Genomic DNA, 18,214 nt, shown 5'->3' with positions numbered 1-18,214 from the left:
GATGACGGACGCGCACGGCGGCGACCTGGTCCTCGGCGCGCTCGGCGCGCTGGGCACGCCGATCGACTGCGGCGGCTTCGGCCGCCTCGACCTGGCGGGCCCGCAGACGCTGTGGCTGGTCGCGGGCGGTGCCCTGGACCTGTTCGCGGTGGACGCCGAGCAGCAGGGCCACTGGCACCACCTCGGCCGGCTGGCGGCGGGCGCGTTGCTGCTCGGCCCGGTTTCGGGCGCCCGGCACACCCTGGTGGCCCGCCCGCTGCGGGACTGCGTGGTGCGCCGCATCGGGCTGCGCGAGCTGTACCAGGAGCCGCAGACCGACAGCTGGTCCTACGACGAGTACGGCAACCCGCAGTACGTGCCGCCGACGTCGAGCCCGCTGGAGTACGCCCTCGCCCTGGGGGTCGGCCGTGGTCTGTCCGTCCTGTTCCAGGCACCGCTGGCGACCGAGCGGGCGGCCGAGGACGGCGGTACCCCCGTGCGCGCGTCTGCGGGGACGGGGGACGATGACGACGTCTTCTGGATGCAGGTGCCGCCGGGCAGTGTGCGGTACGGGTCGGTGTACGGCGCGGAGGCCGCGGACGACCTGCTGATGGACCCGGCACTGTGGCAGGGCATGGTCGAGCAGCAGTTCCGGCTGCTGACCGCGTTGGACCGCTGGATCGAACAGCTGGAGCGCACCCATGAGACGCGCACGGCCGCCGGGATCAAGGCGGGCGAGGCGGCCCGGGCCCAGGCCGACCGCACCCTGCTCGCCTCGATCGGCAGGGCGTCGGCGAAGCCCGCCACGGCCGCCGACGCCGATGCCACCTACGCCGCCTGCAAGCTGGTCGCCCGAGCCGCCGGGATCACGCTCGCCGAGCCGCCGCGGGCCGGCACCGGGGACGACCGGCTCGACCCGGTCGAGCGGGTGGCGCTCGCCGCCCGGGTGCGCACCCGGGCGGTGCGGCTGACCGGCCGCTGGTGGCGGGACGACGTGGGTCCGCTGGTCGGGCACCGGGCGCTGTCCGGGGCGCCGGTGGCGCTGCTGTGGCGGCGCGGCGGCTATGTGGCCGTGCATCCGGCGACCGGCCGGGAGACCCCGGTGGAGAAGGCCAACGCCGAGGAGTTCGAGCCGCGCGCGGTGATGTTCTACCGCCCGCTGCCCGACCGGATGCCCGGCCCGCTCGGACTGCTGCGGTTCACCACCCGCGGCACCCGCGGCGACCTGCTGGCGCTGCTGCTGTCCGGCCTGGTGACGGTCGCGATCGGCGCGCTCGTGCCGATCGCCACCGGCAGGGTGCTCGGCGAGTACGTGCCCAAGGCCCAGCAGGGGCTGATCGTGCAGGTCTGTCTGGCCGTCATGATCAGCGGGGTGGTGGCGGCCGCGTTCACGCTGTTGCAGAACCTGACCATCCTCCGGCTGGAGGGCCGTATCGAGGCGACGCTCCAACCGGCCGTCTGGGACCGGATGCTGCGTCTGCCGACCGGGTTCTTCACCCGGCGCTCGACGGGCGAACTGGCCAGTGCCGCCATGGGGGTCAGCGCCATGCGGCGGATACTCGCGGGCGTCGGCCCGGTGGTCGCCCAGTCGGGGACCGTGGGCGCGATGAACCTGGCGCTGCTGTTCTGGTACAGCGCGTCGATGGCGCTGGCGGCGCTCGGCATGCTCGTGGTCGTCGCGGCCGTGTTCCTGGGCCTGGGGCTGTGGCAGGTGCGCTGGCAGCGGCGGCTGACGGTGCTCGGCAACCAGCTGAACAACCAGGCGTTCCAGACGCTGCGCGGCCTGCCGAAACTGCGGGTGGCGGCGGCCGAGAACTACGCCTACGCCGCGTGGGCGGCCGAGTTCGCGCGCAGCCGTGAACTCCAGCAGCGCGTGGGCCGGATCAAGAACCTGACCACGGTGCTGGGTTCGGTGTACCTGCCGGTGTGCACGCTGCTGATGTTCATGCTGCTGGCGGGTCCGGCCCGGGGCAGCATGTCGGCGGCGGCGTTCCTCACCTTCAACACCTCGGTGACCATGCTGCTCACCTCGGTCACCCAGCTGACCGGCTCGTTCGTCTCGGCGGTGGCCGCCTGGCCGCTGTTCGAGGAGATCCGGCCGGTGCTGGAGGCGGTGCCGGAGGTCCGCAGGGCGAGCACCCGGCCCGGCCCGCTGTCCGGTGCGGTGGCGGCCCGTCGGCTGTCCTTCCGGTACACCGACGACGGACCGCTGGTCCTGGACGACGTGTCGTTCGAGGTGCGGCCGGGTGAGTTCGTGGCGGTCGTCGGCCCCAGCGGCTGCGGCAAGTCGACCCTGCTGCGGCTGCTGATCGGATTCGACCGGCCGCTTTCGGGCAGTGTGCTGTACGACGGGCAGGACCTGGCGGCGCTCGACCAGTCGGCCGTGCGCCGCCAGTGCGGGGTGGTGCTCCAGCACGCCCAGCCGTTCACCGGGTCGATCCTGGACGTCATCTGCGGGACCGAGGCGTACACGCCCGAGGAGGCGATGGCGGCGGCGGAACTGGCGGGGCTCGCCGAGGACATCAAGCGGATGCCGATGGGCCTGCACACGATCGTCTCCGGCGGCGGCGCGGTCTCCGGCGGGCAGCGGCAGCGCCTGATGATCGCCCAGGCGCTGATCCGGCGGCCGCGCATCCTGTTCTTCGACGAGGCGACCAGCGCCCTGGACAACGACACCCAGCGCACGGTCATCGAGAGCACGCGGGCGCTGAACGCCACGCGGATCGTCATCGCCCACCGGCTGTCGACGGTGCTGGACGCGGACCGGATCATCGTGATGGAGGACGGCCGGATCATCCAGCAGGGCCCGCCCGCGGAACTGCTCGCCGACACCGGGGGCCGGCTGCACGAGCTGGTGCGGCGGCAACTGGCCTGAGGGGTCAGTCGAGTCCGGGCACGGGTGCGCCGGAGGGGACCCCGGCCGCGAGGTAGCCGGCGTAGAACTCCTTCCAGGGCGCGCTCATGCCGGCGTGCGAGCCGGTGAAGGTCCCGCCGCGGGCCAGCGCGTCCAGGGCGGCGAGGCACACCTCCCAGCCGGCGCCGTTGCGGGCGGCGGTGTTGTCGGCGGCGAGGACGTCGGTGAGGGTGAAGCGGGTGCGCCGGCCGTCGACCTCCTCCAGGTCGAAGTGGAGTTCGTCACCGCCCCAGTCGAAGGACAGGTGCCGGGGCGGGTCGACGGCGAGCACCCGGCCGGTCGACTCCGGCATGTTCGGGTCGCCGGCGAACCGGATCGTGCCGCCCGGCCGCAGGTCGATCTCGGCGCGGGAGGGGAACCACCGGGCGAGTTCCCCGGGGTCGGTCACGAACCGCCAGACGCGGTCGACCGGATGGTCGTAGGTGCGGCTGAAACGGACGGCGGAGCGGCCGTCGTCCAAGGTCACAAAGGTTCCGGTGAGTTCGGCCGGCATGGTGTTCAGTCCTTCGGGGCGGAGGGTCGCGTGCGGTCGTCCGACGTCTCGTCGAGGCGGCGCCCCAGGGCGTCCAGGCTGGTGTTCCACAGCTTGCGGTAGGGGGCGAGCCAGGCGTCGAGTGCGGACATCGGGGCCGGGTCGAGGGCGTAGACGCGACGCTGCGCCTCCTGCCGGACCCGTACCAGCCCCGCCTCCCGGAGCACCTTCAGGTGCTTGGAGGTGCTGGGCTGGCTCAGACCGCACGCCTCCACGATCTCCCCGACGGCCCGCGGGCGCTCCAGGAGGAGCGCGACGATGGCCCGACGATGGGGGTCGGCGAGGGCCGCCCAGAGCATGGCGTCGGACATGGCAGCAATATGCCTCCAGGGTTATATGACTGTCAAGGAATACGAAGCCCTGCCCGCCACATCGAAACGTTGCCGTTTCGCTCGCGATGGTCTAGCCTCGACGCGTACGAAACAGTTTCGTACTTCTGTGTCAAACCCGGAACGACTTCCCTGGAGCGGTTCTCCCATGCCTCAGAAGACCCTGCCCGACGACGCCCTCGCGGGTGCCGTGGAGGCACCTCCCGCGGCGCCGCCCTCGCCGCGGCGCTGGTGGATCCTCGCGATCATCGCCGTCGCGCAGCTGATGGTGGTGCTCGACGCCACGATCGTGAACATCGCCCTGCCGTCCGCACAGGCGGACCTCGGTTTCTCGGACGGCAACCGGCAGTGGATCGTCACCGCGTACGCCCTCGCGTTCGCCTCGCTGCTACTGCTCGGCGGTCGCATAGCCGACCTGTTCGGCCGCAAGCCCGCCTTCCTCGTCGGCATCGTCGGGTTCGCCGCCGTCTCCGCGCTGGGCGGTGCGGCGAACGGCTTCACCATGCTGGTCATCGCCCGCGCCCTACAGGGTGCCTTCGGCGCTCTGCTCGCGCCCGCCGCGCTGTCGCTGCTCAACACCACGTTCACCGACGCCCGTGAGCGGGCGCGGGCGTTCAGCGTGTACGGCGCCATCGCCGGCGCCGGCGGTGCGGTGGGGCTGCTGCTCGGCGGCGTCCTCACGGACGCGCTCGACTGGCGCTGGACGCTGTACGTCAACGTGGCCATCGCCGTGGTCGCCTTCATCGGCGGCTCGGTGCTGCTGACCAACCACCGCGACGGCGCGGGCTCCAAGCTGGACGTGCCGGGCACGATCCTGGTCGCCGCCGGCCTCTTCTCCATGGTCTACGGCTTCTCCAACGCCGAGACGCACGACTGGGGTTCGCCGCTGACCTTCGGCTTCCTGATCGCGGGTGGGGTGCTGCTGGCCGCGTTCACCTGGTGGCAGACCCGCGCCGCGCACCCGCTGCTGCCCCTGCGCATCCTGCTGGAGCGCGGCCGGGCCGCCTCGTACATCTCGGTGCTGATCACCGGCGCGGGCATGTTCGGCGTGTTCCTCTTCCTCACCTACTACCTACAGCTCAACCTCGGCTTCAGCCCGACGAAGACCGGTGTGGCGTTCCTGCCGATGGTCGGCGCCCTGATGGTGACCGCGCAGCTCGGCACCACGGTGCTGCTGCCGAGGATCGGTCCCAAGACCGTGATCTCGCTGGGCTTCGCCGTCGCCGCCGTGGGCATGGCCTGGCTGACCGGCATCGGGGTCGGCTCCGACTACGCCACCGCGGTGCTGCCGCAGCTGATCGTGACCGGCGTGGGTCTCGGCCTGGTCATGCCGCCCGCCATGCAGCTGGCCACGGGTGGGGTCGCCGCCGAGGACGCGGGCGTGGCCTCCGCGACGGTCAACGCCATGCAGCAGGTGGGCGGTTCGATCGGCACGGCGCTGCTGAACACGCTCGCCGCGAGCGCCGCCACCGACTACCTGGCCGGCCGGGACGCCACCAGCAAGGCGGTCCAGGCGCAGGCGACCATCGAGAGCTACACCACCGCCTTCTGGTGGTCGGCCGGCCTCTTCGCGGTGGGTGCGCTGATCGCGCTGTTCCTCTTCCGCCGCGGCGCGCCGCAGCAGGTCCCCGGTACCGCGCCCGTCGTGCACATGTGACGACCGTACGGGCTCCGCGGGGCCGCTGAGCGGAGCCACCACCGGGCCGAGGGGCCGCCGTCCACAGGGAGACGGCGGCCCCTTGGTCGTCCGCCCCCTTCGTCATATGGCCGCATCGCCGTCCGGTCGCTTCGTCGTCCGGCCCCTTCGCCGTGGCCGCATCGCCGTCCGGTCGCTTCGTCGTCCCGTCGCCTGCCACGACGTCGCGGGCGGGCGCCCGGAATCCGGGCCCGCTCACGGAGGTCGGGCCGTCAGGCGGCCGTGTTCCCGGGGGCGGTGGGCGGCCCCACTCCGCCCACCGCCCCCGGAGCGGGACCGCCGCCGCGCCGGAGCCCGCGCTCTCCACCCGCGGGTTCGGTACGGCAGACGCGGCGGCCGTCGGGTGCCGCCGCCCGACCGGGCCGACGGCGCGGCGGCGAGGGCGAGTCTGCCGAGTCCGCCGCCGAAACTCACCTCCGACCCATACGTTTCAGTAACCTCACGTATGGAATCAGTGGCGTGAAGTGACGGAACCTGAACGCCTCGCCCCCGGAACCCCGCGGCCCTTGATCGGCTCACGCCTGCGGCTGGCCGGATTCCGGTGCCTCGGCAAAAGTCCTGAATCATTCCGGTTCCGCTCTCGGCGGACCTCTCCGCCGCCCCCTTGTGTTCGTGCGTCGGCGGAGTAATGGTCATTACATGATTACGACAGAAGAACGAGAGAAACTGCGGGGCTGGTTCACCGGCCGGGTGCCGGAGGACCTCTTCACCGAGCTGGTCGAAGTGACCGTGGACCGCGAGGAGATCACCGTCGTCGGCCGCATACCCGAGCCCCGGCTCACCGACGACACCACGGAGGCCGAACGGGCGGCGGCCGTCGAGGGCCGCATCCAGGAGTTCCGGGAACGCACCCGTGAGACCCGGATGACGGTGGCCCGCGAGGCCGAGCACCGGTTCGGCCGGAAGGTGTCCTGGGGCGTGGCCTGCGGCACGCGTCAGGCCCTGTTCACGCATGTCGCGGCGCCGGTGATGACCAGGCTGCGGCAGCCGGAGCGGCAGGTCCTCGACACCCTGATCGCCGCGGGCGTGGCCCGCAGCCGCAGTGACGCCCTGGCCTGGTGCGTACGCCTGGTCCAGCGCCACACGGACGACTGGCTCACCGAGCTGCGCACGTCCCTGGAACACGTCCAGCGGGTGCGGGCCCAGGGACCCGACACCGCGGAGGCGGCCGACTCGCCCGGCGACGAGGCGGAGGAAGGCTGATCACGAGTTCGGCCGCCATGAAGGAAAGTCAGAATCCCCAGGGGAAACGGCTCTTGGCGCCCGGCGCGGCAGGCGGGCGTGCACCCCGTGTGAAAGGTGTGCACGCAACGGTCCGGCGCGCACGCTGCCGACGCACCGGGCCGGGTGGTCCACTGGGATCCGGCCCTCCTCGAAGGCCCCGCGCGGGACGGCGGCTCTCCCGCGTGAAACCGGCCGCCGACCCCGTTCCTCCCACCCGCGGTCGGCGGCCCCGGGGCGGGGGGCCGGCGGCCGGGGGCCGATTCCCCCGGCCGCCGCCGCCCGACGGTCCCCGGTCCGGACCCACCGGGTCACCGGGGCGCCGGATCACCGGGTCACCGGGTCACCGGGTCACCGGGTCACCGGGCTCACAGCTGCCAGGAGCGGAGCCGGTCGGCCGCGCCGTAGACGTCCGTCTTCCCCGACATCAGGTCGCGGGCGAGGTCGACGAGGGCGCCGTAGGGCGGGTCGATGCCGACGCCGCTGGCGAACATGTAGGCCACGGCCGCGGCGCAGGCGAAGCGGGCGTTGGCCGACGGCAGCGGCCTGAGCAGGGCGAGGGTGTGCAGCAGGGCGGCGGCCCGCCAGGCCGGGTCGGAGTCCACGCCGAGCCGGGGCGGGTCCACCCGGTGCCGGGCGACGGCGGCGACCAGCGCCGAGAAGTCGTCGACCGTGGGCTGGTCCGGCAGCACTTCCTCGTGTCGCTGGAGCAGCCAGGGCACATCGATATGGATGACGGGCGGCATCGGTTCAGGCGGCCCGTCCCACGCCCTTGGCGGGGGGTTCGTCGTCCGGGAACGCGGCGGCGAACTCGGCCGCGTGGGCGGTGAAGAAGCGCCGGAACGCCTCGGCACCCTCCTGCAGTGCCCGGTGCCGGGCGATGTCGGCGGCGGCGGCCTCGCGTACGAGTGCCTTCATCGACGTACCCCGTTCCTTGGCGATCTGCCGCAGATCCTCTAGCTCGCGTTCGCTGAACTCCACATTGAGAGCTGGCATGCACTCACGGTACCGCTCGGGTACTTACCGGTAAATACCAGCAGGTCAAGTGCCATGCCTCGCGGTACCCACCGCGCGTGAGCACCATGTCCGACTTCCGCCGGTGCCGCGCCCGTCCGCGCGGCAGACTCGTCACCGGAATCCCCCGGACCCATGGACCGGGACGCACGGGGGCCAGGACGACCGGAGACGAAGGAGACGGTCACGATGACCCTGTACACCCTCCACGACAGCCCGCTGGGCGAACTGCTGCTGACCGGCGAGGAGTCGCCCGGCGGCACCGTGCTCACCTCGCTGTCCATGCCGGGGCGGCGCGGCGGACCCGGTATCGGCCCCGGCATGCGCCGCGACGAGAGGGCCTTCGCCGTGGCGACCGCCCGACTGGACGCGTACTTCGCGGGCCGGCTCACCCGGTTCGAGCTGCCCCTGTCCGCCGCCGGCAGCGAGTTCCGGCAGCGGGTGTGGCGCGCCCTGGACGACATCCCGTACGGCACCACGACGACGTACGGCGCGCTGGCCGAGCGGCTGGGCGTGCCCCGGGCGGAGATCCGGGCGCTCGCCGCCGCCGTGGGCGCCAACCCACTGCTGCTCGTCCGCCCCTGCCACCGGGTCGTCGGCGCCGACGGCTCGATGCGCGGATATGCGGCCGGGGTGGAGCGCAAGGTGCGGCTGCTCACCCACGAGGGCGCGCTCCAGCTGCTGCCGGTGGGCTGAGGCGGCGGTCATGACCCTCGCCCACGCCAGGCCGAGCGCCGCGCCGCCGACACCGACTGGTCCGCGCTCGCCGCGGAGCTGGACGCCCACGGCGGCGCGTCCACGGCGGAACTGCTGACGCCCGCCGAGTGCCGCGAGCCGGCCGGCCTGTACGAGAGGCCGGAGCTGTTCCGGACCACCGCCGGCCTGGCCCGGCACCGGTTCGGCGCCGGCGCCTACCGCTGTTTCCCCCACGAACCGCCCGCCCCGGCGGCCGCGCTACGTGGCCGCGCTCTCCCCGCGACTGCCGTCCGGCCGACGACCCTGCCGACGACCCTGCCAACAATCCGGTCGACAATCCGGTCGACGAGGCCACCGGTCATTTCGTCGCCCACCGCGAGCTGCTGTTCGGGCTCGTCTACACCATGCTCGGCAGTGTCGCCGACACCGAGGACGTCCTCTAGGAGACCTGACTGTCGTGGGTGTCCCGGGGCGCCGGCGCCCCGCCCGCCGAGGTCGCCCATCCGCGCGCCTATCTCGCGCGGATCGCCGTCAACCACGCGCTGCGGCGGCGGTCCGCGATCAGCCGGCGCCAGGAGACGTACGTCGGCCCCTGGCTGCCCGAGCCGCTGGTCGCCCCGCCCGGGGAGGACGAGGACCCGGCCCTGCGCAACGAGTCCGTGTCGCTCGCCATGCTGGTGGTGCTGGAGTCGCTGACCCCGCTGGAGCGCGCGGTGTTCGTGCTGCACGAGGTGTTCGGGCACGCCCACACCGAGATCGCCGGCATCATCGACCGCAGCCCGGCGGCCGTACGGCAGTTGGCGCACCGCGCACGGTCCCACGTGCATGCCCGCCGGCCGAGGTACGAGGCGCATCCGCGGGTGCGCCGGGAGGCGACGGAGCGGTTCGTGCGGGCCGCGCTCGGTGGGGACCTCGGGGCGCTGCTGGAGATCCTGGCGCCGGACGTCACGGTGTGGACGGACGGCGGCGGCAGCCGCAGGCCGGCCGGGCTGCGCCCGGTGCGCGGCCGGGACAAGGCGGCCCGCCTGATCACCGCGCACGCCAGCCGGCACGACCCGCGCGGCCTGGAGCTGCGCTACCGCAGGGTCAACGGGGACGCGGCGGCGGTGCTGTTCGACGGCGACGCCGCCTACGCCGTGACGGTCATGGACCTCACGCCCGACGGCGACCGGGTGTCCGGGGTCTACATCGTGACCAACCCCCGAGAAGCTCACGCACGTCCGCAAGGAGGGGGCGTGAGCGAGGGCCGGCGACGGCAGCGGCCGTCCGCCTCGGAGCGCGTCGCCGACTGGGCCGACGGCCGCCTCGGCATCCACACCCTGGCCAGGCAGTACCTGCGGAAGGTCTTCCCGGACCACTGGTCGTTCCTGCTCGGGGAGATCTGTCTGTACAGCTTCGTCGTGCTGGTCCTGACGGGCGTCTACCTCACCCTCTTCTTCCACCCGTCGATGAACGAGGTGACGTACCACGGCGGTTACGTCCCGCTCAACAGCATCCGAATGTCCGAGGCGTACGCCTCCACGCTGCACATCAGCTTCGACGTGCGCGGCGGGCTGCTCATCCGGCAGTTGCACCACTGGGCGGCGCTGGTGTTCGTCGCGGCGATGCTGACGCACATGCGGCACTTCTTCACCGGGTCGTTCCGCAGGCCGCGGGAGCTGAACTGGCTGTTCGGCTGGGCGCTGCTGTTCCTCGGGCTGTTCGAGGGCCTGTTCGGCTACTCGCTCCCGGACGACCTGCTCTCCGGGACGGGCCTGCGCTTCGTCAATGGCGCCCTGCTGTCCGTTCCGATCGTCGGTACGTACCTGTCGATGGTCCTGCTGGGCGGTGAATTCCCGGGCCATGACATCGTCGCCCGCTTCTACTCGCTGCACGTCCTGCTGCTCCCGGGCGTGATGGCGGCGCTGGTGGTCCTCCATCTGCTGCTGGTCGTCCACCACAAGCACACCCAGTTCGCGGGCCCCGGCCGCACCGAACGCGATGTCGTGGGCGCCTCGTTCCTGCCGGTGTACCTGGCGAAGGCGGGCGGCTTCTTCTTCCTGGTGTCCGGGCTCCTCGCGCTGCCGGCGGCGGTCGCGACCGTCAACCCGATGTGGGCGTACGGTCCGTTCCGCGCCGACCAGGTCTCCACGGGCGCCCAGCCCGACTGGTACCTGGGGTTCGCCGAGGGGCTGGTGCGGATCATGCCGGGCTGGGAGATCGACCTGTGGGACCGCACCCTCGTCCTCGGCGTGCTGATCCCGGTGGTCGTCTTCCCGCTGCTCCTGCTGTTCATCGGCGTCCATCCGTTCCTGGCGGCCCGGATCACGGGCGACGGCCGGGAGCACCACCTCCTGGACCGGCCGCGCGACCGGCCGGTGCGCACGGCCGCCGGGGCGGCCTGGATCAGCCTCTGCCTGGTACTGCTCGCGGGCGGCGTACTGCTCGCGGGCGGCGGCAACGACATCGCGGCGACCGGCTGCACCTGTCGGTCAACGCGGTGACCTGGGCGATCAGGGTCGGCGTCGTCGCCGTGCCGACGGCCGTGTTCGTGCTCACCCGGCGCATCTGTCTGGGGTTGCGGCTCAGGGACCGGGAGCTGGTGACGCACGGCCGGGAGACCGGGGTGATCGAGCGGCTGCCGAACGGCGGGTACGCCGAGGTGCGGCGACCGCTGGACCCGGCCCGCATCCACACCCTGACCGCACACGAGCGGCCGGGGGAACTCGTCGAGCGGAAGAAGACCTGACCCGGGCCCGTCGCGGACCGGGGCCGGCCGGCTGTCGTCCGGCGGGTCCGGTCGACGGCCCGGCCCCGCCAATGGCCCTGTCCGTCACGGGAGTCGGCCTCGCGGCCACCGGTGGTGCACGGGATGTCCGGCGTGGCCGGGCCGAGGCGGGTCCGCGGGGCCGCTCCCCCCGCTCGGATTCCGTCCGGCCGGATCATCCTCCTCCCCTCCGGCCGATGGGCCCGGCGGGCTCGCGTAGCCGTCCGTCACCGGAGCCGAAGCACTACGCTGGAACACAAGTGACGCACCTGCTCACTGTGAGTGTGCGCTTGGGAGTGGCGAGATGAGCCCGGTCTATCCGTTCGACGACGCGACGACGGCCCGGGCTGTCATCAGTGACGACGGCATCCTGGTCGAGTGGAACGGAGGCGCCCGGCGGCTGCTCGGCCACACCGCGGCCGACGTCGTGGGCCGCCCGGCGGCCCGGCTCCTCGCCGGTGACGGCGTCCCGGCCGCCCCCGCCGGTCCCCGCTGGCACGGCACGGTCGACCTGCGCCACCGGGACGGCCGCACGGTGTCGGTCTGGCTGCTGGCCCACCACCGGTCGCCGCACGCCGGCCGCCCCGGCGACTGGCTCGTCGTCACCCCGCTCGCCGACGACGCGCCCGACGCCGCCCACGACCCGCTGACCGGCGCGGCGCTCGACCAGTCCCCGTGCGCCATCGCGGTCTACGACGACCGGCTGCGGCTGTGCTGGATGAACGACGCCATGGCCGGGGTGATCGGCCTGCCCGAGGCGCGCCTTCGGGGCCTCAGGATGTCCGAGATCGGCGGCGACCTGGTGAGCGACGACATGGAGGACGCCCTCCTCGACGTGCTCACCGGCGAGCGGCCCCGGGACGTGCGGACCCATACACGCGCCGGCGGCGAGGAGCGGGCGCACGCCTGGCTGGTCCGGATGGCCCCTGTCCGCGACACCGACGGGCGGGTGCGGGGCGTGTCCGTGGCCGCCCACGACTTCACCGACAACTACTTGGCCCGGGAGCGGCTGCAACTGGTCAACGAGGCGAGCATGCGCATCGGCAGCACCCTGGACGTCACCCGGACGGCAGAGGAACTGGCGGCCGTGTGCGTACCCGCGCTCGCCGACTTCGTCACCATCGACCTGATCGACCCGCACGGCCACAGCGGCGAGATCGCGCCGCCGGTCAACGCGCCGGTCACGCTGCGCCGCATCGCGCACCGCTCCGTGCTGCCGGGCGACCCCGAGGCGGTGACCGAGATCGGCCAGCTCGCCGTCTACGCGGAATTCTCCCCCCAGGCCGACTCGCTCGTCTCGGGCCGCCCGGTCGTGGGCTCGCTGCCGTCCGACCGGTTGACCCGGTGGCTGGCCGCGGATCAGGCGCGCGCCCTGCGGTCCCAGGAGTACGGCGTCCACGCCATCATGATCGTGCCGATCCAGGCCCGCGGGCTGGCCCTCGGGGTCGCGGGCCTCGCCCGGCACCGGAGCCCCGGCCCGTTCACCCCCGACGACGTCCTGCTGGCCGAGGAGGTCACGGCCCGGGCCGCGGTCTGCATCGACAACGCCCGCCGCTACTCCCGCGAGCGCGAGACCGCCATCGCCCTGCAACGCAGCCTGCTGCCCCGAACACTGCCGCGCACGGCCGTCGTGCAGGCCGCGTCCCGCTATCTGCCCGCGGCCCGCGCCGGGGTGGGCGGTGACTGGTTCGACGTCATCCCGCTGTCCGGGATGCGGGTCGCCATGGTCGTCGGGGACGTCGTGGGCCACGGCATCCAGGCATCGGCCACCATGGGACGGCTGCGCACCGCCGTACGGACCCTCGCCGACATCGACCTGGCCCCCGACGAGCTGCTCACCCACCTCGACGACCTGGTGGTCCGGCTGTCCGAGGAGTCGGGCGAGCCGGGCGACGAGGCCGGCCCCGGCGATGTCGGCGCGACCTGCCTGTACGCCGTGTACGACCCGGTGTCGCGGCGCTGCACCCTGGCCCGCGCCGGGCATCCCCCGCCGGTGCTGGTGCCGCCCGGGGGCACCCCTCGCCAGCTGGACCTGCCCGCCGGGCCGCCCCTGGGCCTTGGCGGGCTGCCGTTCGAATCGGCCGAGGTGAAGCTGCCCGACGGCAGCCTGCTCGCGCTGTACACGAACGGTCTGATCAGCAACCGGGACTGGGACGCCGGCGCCGCCCAGCGGCTGCTGCTCGACGCCCTCGCGCCGCGCAGGGGCAGCGCGGGTCCCGCGGACTCCCTGGACGAGACCTGTGACCGGATCCTGCGGTACCTGCTCCCGCCGGACGGCGTCCCGGACGACGTGGCCCTGCTGCTGGCGCGCACCCGGGGGCTGCCCGCCTCCCAGGTGGCCGCGTGGGACATCCCGGTGAATCCGGCCCTGGTGGCGCCGATCCGCAAGAAGGTCGTGGAGCAGCTGGACACCTGGGGGCTGAGCGGGATCGCGTTCACCTCGGAGCTGGTGGTGAGCGAGCTGGTCACCAACGCCATCCGGTACGGCGCGCACCCCATCCGGCTGCGGCTGGTCCACGGTACGGACAACCTGATCTGCGAGGTGTCGGACAGCAGTCACACGGCACCGCACCTGAGGCGCGCCAAGACCTGGGACGAGGGCGGCCGGGGACTGCTCCTGGTCGCCCAGCTCACCCAGCGCTGGGGCAGCCGGCACACGGCCGAGGGCAAGACGATCTGGGCGGAGCTGACACTGGCCGAGGAGTAGCGGCCGGCCGTTCCGGGCCGGCCGCTGCTCGGGCGATCAGGCGATCAGGCGATCAGCCAGGGACGCACTTGTTTGCGCGCCTCGTGCAGCCGGGACTTGAGCGTGCCGAGCGGGATACCGATGCGCTCGGCGATCTCGGCGTACTCCAGCTGGCAGATGTCGCGGAAGACCAGCGGCGCGACCAGGTCGGGGCGCTCGCGCTCCAGCCGGTCGAGCGCCTCCAGCAGGTCCAGCCGGGAGCCGGCGATGACGCTGGTGGTGCGGGGGTCCACCCGTTCGATGGGCTCGATGGCGGCGGGCTGCTCGGCGGCCCGCCGCTTGAGTTCGCGGTACTTCTGCCGGGCGCAGTTGGAGACGACCGTGAACAGCCAGGTGCTGAAGCGACTGCGGCCCTCGAAGGTGGAGATTTTCCGGGCGATCTGCAGGAGGACGTCCTGCGCGGCCTCCTCCGCGTCCTCCCGGCACGGCAGGAAGCGTCCGCAGCGCCGGACGACCTCCGGCCGAACCTCGGTCAGCAGCCGGTTCAGGGCCGCCGGATCACCGGCGGCGGCGAGCCGGGCGAGGTCTTCGGTCATCGCCGGGTCATGCACGGGAGGCCCCCCTAGAAGTCGATCTCAAGGAAGGCATGATAGTCCCATGCAACCCCGCGAACGGATCGGCCGCTACCTTCTGGAACGACGCCTGGGCGCCGGTGCCTTCGGCACGGTGTGGCTCGCGCACGACGACCAGCTCGACGCCCCGGTCGCGGTGAAGGTCCTCGCCGACAACTGGTCGCACCGCCTCGACGTGCACGACCGGTTCCTCTCCGAAGCCCGGCTGCTGCGCCGGGCCGACTCCAAACGGGTCGTGCAGGTCTACGACATCGGTGAACTGCCCGACGGCAGACCGTACTTCGTGATGGAGTACGCGGACGCGGGCACCCTGGCCGACCTCACGGCCGCGGGTCCGCTCCCGGTGCCGCAGGCGCTGCGGCTGACGGCGCTGGCGGCGCGCGGCGCCGCGGCGCTGCACGAGGCGGGGATCGTGCACCGCGACATCAAGCCGAGCAATGTGCTGCTGCGCAGCGCGTCCGACGGCAGCCGCCGGGTGCTGCTGGCCGACCTGGGGCTGGCCAAGAACCTGGCGCAGGGGTCGGGGCTCACCCAGGCCGCCGGATCGGCCGGGTACCAGCCGCCCGAGCAGGCCGAGGCGGGCGCGGGCATCGATGCGCGTGCCGACGTCTACAGTCTCGGCGCGGTCGGCTACGAGCTGGTGACGGCCACGGTGCCGGCCGCACCGGGCAAGGTGGTGCCGCCCGGGCAACTGCGGCCGGACCTCGACGAGGAGGTCGTGCGGGCCCTGATGCGCGCGCTGGAACCGGACCCGGAACGGCGCTGGCAGAGCGCGCAGGCGTTCGCGGAGGAGCTGGACCGGCTGGCGGCGCGGACCACCGCGCCGACGCCGACCTCCGCGCCGACGCCGGGCAAACCGCCCAAGGCGGTCCGGAAGCGGTCCGGCGCCCTCGGGCTGGCCGGCGCAGCGGTGCTCGCGGCCGGCGCCGCGGCCCTGGCCGTCACGCTGTTGAACCGGCAGGCCGCGCCGGACACGGTGCGGATCACGGACACCACCGGCCGGATCGCGGCGGACGTCCCCTCGGCCTGGGCCCGCCGACTGCGCGACTCCGGCTGGGACCCGAAGGCGCTCGGCCTGGACTCCGCGCAGGAGCCGGGGCTGGCCGTCGCCGACGACCTGTCCCACTGGCAGGACCTGACGGCGCCGGTGAACGGCGTGTTCATCGGCCTGAGCGAGCACGGCGACGTGACGCCCGAGGTGGACGCCCTCACCCACACCGGCTGTCACTACGCCGGCAGCCGTGCCTTCAGCGACGCGCGGTGGCGGGGCCGGATCCGGACCTGGGACGACTGCTCCGGCGGTGGCTCGGTCACGGAGGCCGCGCTGTCCTCGGCGGACGGCAAGGCGCAGCCCCAGGTGTATGTGCAGATCCGCGAGCACGGGGGCGCGGACGCGACCGACGGGATACTCCGCTCGCTCCGAGTCACCTGAGCGGGCGGCGACGAGTACGGCGGGGCGGGGAAGAATGGCTGTGGGGCGAACCTTTCCCGCGGCCCGCGCATCGGAATGTGATGACGGCGCCCGGCGCCCCGGGCACGCATCCGGCGCATGCCCCGTAGACCCAGGAGTGTTGACAGACATGGCGTACACGTCCCAGACCCCACACCGGGCGGCGCTGCTCGTGGCCTCCGTCGCCGTGCTGGGCCTCTTGACCGCCTGCGGCAACGAGACCGGCACCCAGGGCAGCCCGCAGAAGGTCTCGGGCATGGCGGCGCCCGCGACCGGCAGCCCGACGACGCACGACAGCGCGGCGGGGAACACGCCCGCCGGCGCCGCGACGCCGCCCCCGGTGCAGACGGGCGGCGAGGCCGCCGCCGGCGGCGCGTCCTCCCCCACCCCGTCGTCCGCGGGCGGCACGTCGGCCACGGCCGGCGGCGGATCCCGCTGCCACACCTCCGAGCTGAGCGCCACGGTGGGCGGCAACAACCCGGGCGCCGGCCAGGAGAACTTCCCGGTCGTGCTCACCAACAAGTCCTCCCGCACCTGCACCGTGCGCGGCTTTCCCGGAGCGGCGTTCGTGAGCGCCGCCGGCGAACAGCTCGGCCCGGACCCCAGGCGTTCCTCGGGCACGCCCGCGACGGTGACGCTGAAGCCGGGGCAGCACGCCTGGGCGGGACTGACCTTCTCCAACCCGGAGGTCAGCGGGGCCCGGACGGCGACGCCCGCGGCGCTGCTGATCACCCCGCCCGACGAGCAGGACCCCCTGAAGGTGGCGTGGACGGCCGGCGAGGTGCCGGTGTCCGGGAACGCGTCCTCGGTCTCCCTGTCCGTCTTCGCCCCCGGAAGCGGCGTCTGACCCCCGTACCCACCCCCCACCGACCCCGCCGTCCGCCTGCCGGACGGCGGGGTCCGTCATGACGGCGCCACGACTGTCACAGCGCGGCAACACGTCCCGGCCGTGCCGATCTTTCCTCCGCGACCGCACATCGAACCCGACGACCGCACGGTGAAGCGGCCCCGCCCGGGGCCCGTGACGAGGAATTCGGGGACGAACATGAGCGGCATCTCACGCAGGCGCATGCTGACCGCCGGAGCGACGGCGGGCGCCCTGGGCGCCCTCTCCGCCTGCTCGAAAGGTACCTGGAGCGCGGGTGGCGGCCTCGCCGCGGGCGGCGCGGCCACGCAGCAGGCCAGGCCGGTGCGGCCGATCGGGGACGGCTCCACCGCGGACACCGGTGCCCAGCCGAGGCAACCGAAGGCCACCCGGCTCGCGGCGGGCACCCGGCCGCCGCAGTTCGTGGTGTTCTCCTGGGACGGCGCGGGCGAACTCAGCAACCAACTGTTCTCCCGGTTCCGCAAGGTGGCGGCCGACCACGGCGCGTCGATGACGTTCTTCCTCAGCGGCATCTACACGCTGCCCGAGTCCAAGAAGCACCTCTACCACCCGCCGCAGCACGAGGTCGGCGCCTCCGCGATCGGCTATCTCGCCGACCGGCACATCCACGCCACGCTCCAGCAGGTGCGCGCCGCCTGGCTGGAGGGCCATGAGGTAGGCACCCACTTCAACGGGCACTTCTGCGGCGAGGACGGCGTGCGCAACTGGTCGTCCGCCCAGTGGCGCAGCGAGATCGACCAGGCGATCGACTTCGTCACGAACTGGAAGACGAACACGGGCTTCACCGACCTCGAACCGCTGCCCTTCGACTACCGCAAGGAGCTGACCGGCGGCCGCACCCCGTGCCTGGAGGGCCAGTCCGCGCTGTTGCCGACGGCCGCCGCGCTCGGCTGGAAGTACGACGCCAGTTCCCCCGGCGGGCTGCAGATCTGGCCGAACAAGGTGCAGGGCGGCAAGATCTGGGACTTCCCGCTGCAGTCCATACCGTTCTCCGGGCACTCCTTCCAGGTGCTCTCGATGGACTACAACATGATGGCCAACCAGTCCGAGGGCAGTCCGACCGGCGACCGTTCCCAGTACGGGGCGTGGCGCACCCAGGCCCGCGACACCTATCTCGCCGGGTTCCGCCGTGCCTACGAGTCCAACCGGGCGCCGTTCTTCATCGGCAACCACTTCGAGCGCTGGAACGGCGGCATCTACATGGACGCCGTCGAGGAGGCCATCGGGGAGATGGCCAAGTTCGACGACGTGCGTTTCGTCTCCTTCAAGCAGTTGGTGGCCTGGCTGGAGGCGCAGGACCCGGCGGTGCTGCGCCAGATGCGCACGCTCAACCCGGGGCAGTCCCCGACCGGCGGCTGGGCGGAGTTCCTGGGCGGGGCCGGGTCCGGCTCCTCGTGACGTCCGGCCTCCCCGGCGGCCGGTGCCGATCGGCA

At 73.2% G+C, this 18,214-nt stretch carries 13 protein-coding genes and 2 pseudogenes; 10 read left to right on the top strand and 5 right to left on the bottom strand.

All coding sequences use genetic code 11. The features are described 5' to 3' along the window. Nucleotide 1 precedes the first annotated feature (1 nt). A complete protein-coding gene (locus ACFC09_RS16290) occupies nt 2-2,854 on the top strand; it encodes an NHLP bacteriocin export ABC transporter permease/ATPase subunit (protein WP_376528201.1) in 2,853 nt (950 codons plus the stop codon). A 4-nt stretch (nt 2,855-2,858) separates the two neighbouring features. On the opposite strand, the gene ACFC09_RS16285 is transcribed toward ACFC09_RS16290, so the two are convergent. Then, complete coding sequence (locus tag ACFC09_RS16285) at nt 2,859-3,386, bottom strand: SRPBCC family protein (protein WP_376528199.1); 528 nt, start codon at nt 3,384-3,386, stop codon at nt 2,859-2,861. A 5-nt stretch (nt 3,387-3,391) separates the two neighbouring features. Continuing rightward, nucleotides 3,392-3,736, bottom strand: coding sequence for an ArsR/SmtB family transcription factor (locus ACFC09_RS16280; protein ID WP_376528197.1), 345 nt, complete (start codon nt 3,734-3,736; stop codon nt 3,392-3,394). Between the two features lie 166 nt (nt 3,737-3,902). On the opposite strand from ACFC09_RS16280, the gene ACFC09_RS16275 reads away from it, so the two are divergent. Beyond that, nucleotides 3,903-5,411 (top strand): MFS transporter, encoded by a 1,509-nt coding sequence (locus ACFC09_RS16275; RefSeq protein WP_376528195.1) that lies wholly within the window; start codon nt 3,903-3,905, stop codon nt 5,409-5,411. A gap of 678 nt (nt 5,412-6,089) precedes the next feature. Beyond that, nucleotides 6,090-6,653: a hypothetical protein gene (locus ACFC09_RS16270; RefSeq protein ID WP_376528192.1), complete on the top strand. Its 564-nt coding sequence runs from the start codon at nt 6,090-6,092 to the stop codon at nt 6,651-6,653. A gap of 386 nt (nt 6,654-7,039) precedes the next feature. Here ACFC09_RS16270 and ACFC09_RS16265 read toward each other — a convergent pair whose 3' ends face one another. Further along, the gene (locus ACFC09_RS16265) at nt 7,040-7,417 is read right to left on the bottom strand and encodes a toxin Doc (RefSeq protein ID WP_376528191.1); all 378 of its coding nucleotides are present in this window, start codon (nt 7,415-7,417) and stop codon (nt 7,040-7,042) included. Nucleotides 7,418-7,421: 4 nt separating this feature from the next. Continuing rightward, nucleotides 7,422-7,667: a hypothetical protein gene (locus ACFC09_RS16260; protein WP_376528188.1), complete on the bottom strand. Its 246-nt coding sequence runs from the start codon at nt 7,665-7,667 to the stop codon at nt 7,422-7,424. Between the two features lie 207 nt (nt 7,668-7,874). Here ACFC09_RS16260 and ACFC09_RS16255 point away from each other — a divergent pair, with 207 nt between their 5' ends. The 4 genes and pseudogenes from ACFC09_RS16255 (at nt 7,875) to ACFC09_RS16240 (ending at nt 13,834) form a co-directional block, all read left to right on the top strand. Next, nucleotides 7,875-8,381: a methylated-DNA--[protein]-cysteine S-methyltransferase gene (locus ACFC09_RS16255; protein ID WP_376528186.1), complete on the top strand. Its 507-nt coding sequence runs from the start codon at nt 7,875-7,877 to the stop codon at nt 8,379-8,381. A gap of 380 nt (nt 8,382-8,761) precedes the next feature. Beyond that, nucleotides 8,762-9,620, top strand: a pseudogene (locus ACFC09_RS16250) (sigma factor-like helix-turn-helix DNA-binding protein). Beyond that, nucleotides 9,617-11,109: pseudogene (locus ACFC09_RS16245) on the top strand (cytochrome bc complex cytochrome b subunit). The pseudogenes ACFC09_RS16250 and ACFC09_RS16245 overlap by 4 nt, the downstream one beginning before the upstream one ends. A 322-nt stretch (nt 11,110-11,431) precedes the next feature. Then, nucleotides 11,432-13,834, top strand: coding sequence for a SpoIIE family protein phosphatase (locus ACFC09_RS16240; protein WP_376528184.1), 2,403 nt, complete (start codon nt 11,432-11,434; stop codon nt 13,832-13,834). A 44-nt stretch (nt 13,835-13,878) separates the two neighbouring features. On the opposite strand, the gene ACFC09_RS16235 is transcribed toward ACFC09_RS16240, so the two are convergent. Further along, complete coding sequence (locus tag ACFC09_RS16235; protein ID WP_376528181.1) at nt 13,879-14,409, bottom strand: RNA polymerase sigma factor; 531 nt, start codon at nt 14,407-14,409, stop codon at nt 13,879-13,881. Nucleotides 14,410-14,470: 61 nt separating this feature from the next. On the opposite strand from ACFC09_RS16235, the gene ACFC09_RS16230 reads away from it, so the two are divergent. From ACFC09_RS16230 to ACFC09_RS16220, 3 genes are all read left to right on the top strand, one after another. Further along, a complete protein-coding gene (locus tag ACFC09_RS16230; protein ID WP_376528179.1) occupies nt 14,471-15,877 on the top strand; it encodes a serine/threonine-protein kinase in 1,407 nt (468 codons plus the stop codon). A gap of 148 nt (nt 15,878-16,025) precedes the next feature. Continuing rightward, nucleotides 16,026-16,742: a DUF4232 domain-containing protein gene (locus ACFC09_RS16225; RefSeq protein WP_376528177.1), complete on the top strand. Its 717-nt coding sequence runs from the start codon at nt 16,026-16,028 to the stop codon at nt 16,740-16,742. 198 nt (nt 16,743-16,940) lie between these two features. After that, entirely contained in the window at nt 16,941-18,179 is a 1,239-nt protein-coding gene (locus ACFC09_RS16220; protein WP_376528174.1) for a hypothetical protein, read from the top strand. Nucleotides 18,180-18,214 lie beyond the last annotated feature (35 nt).

This window comes from Streptomyces sp. NPDC056161, assembly GCF_042268025.1.
Classification (GTDB): domain Bacteria; phylum Actinomycetota; class Actinomycetes; order Streptomycetales; family Streptomycetaceae; genus Streptomyces.
The sequence above is the reverse complement of the archived record's forward strand: the minus strand, read 5'-3'. Positions and strand labels throughout refer to the sequence as shown.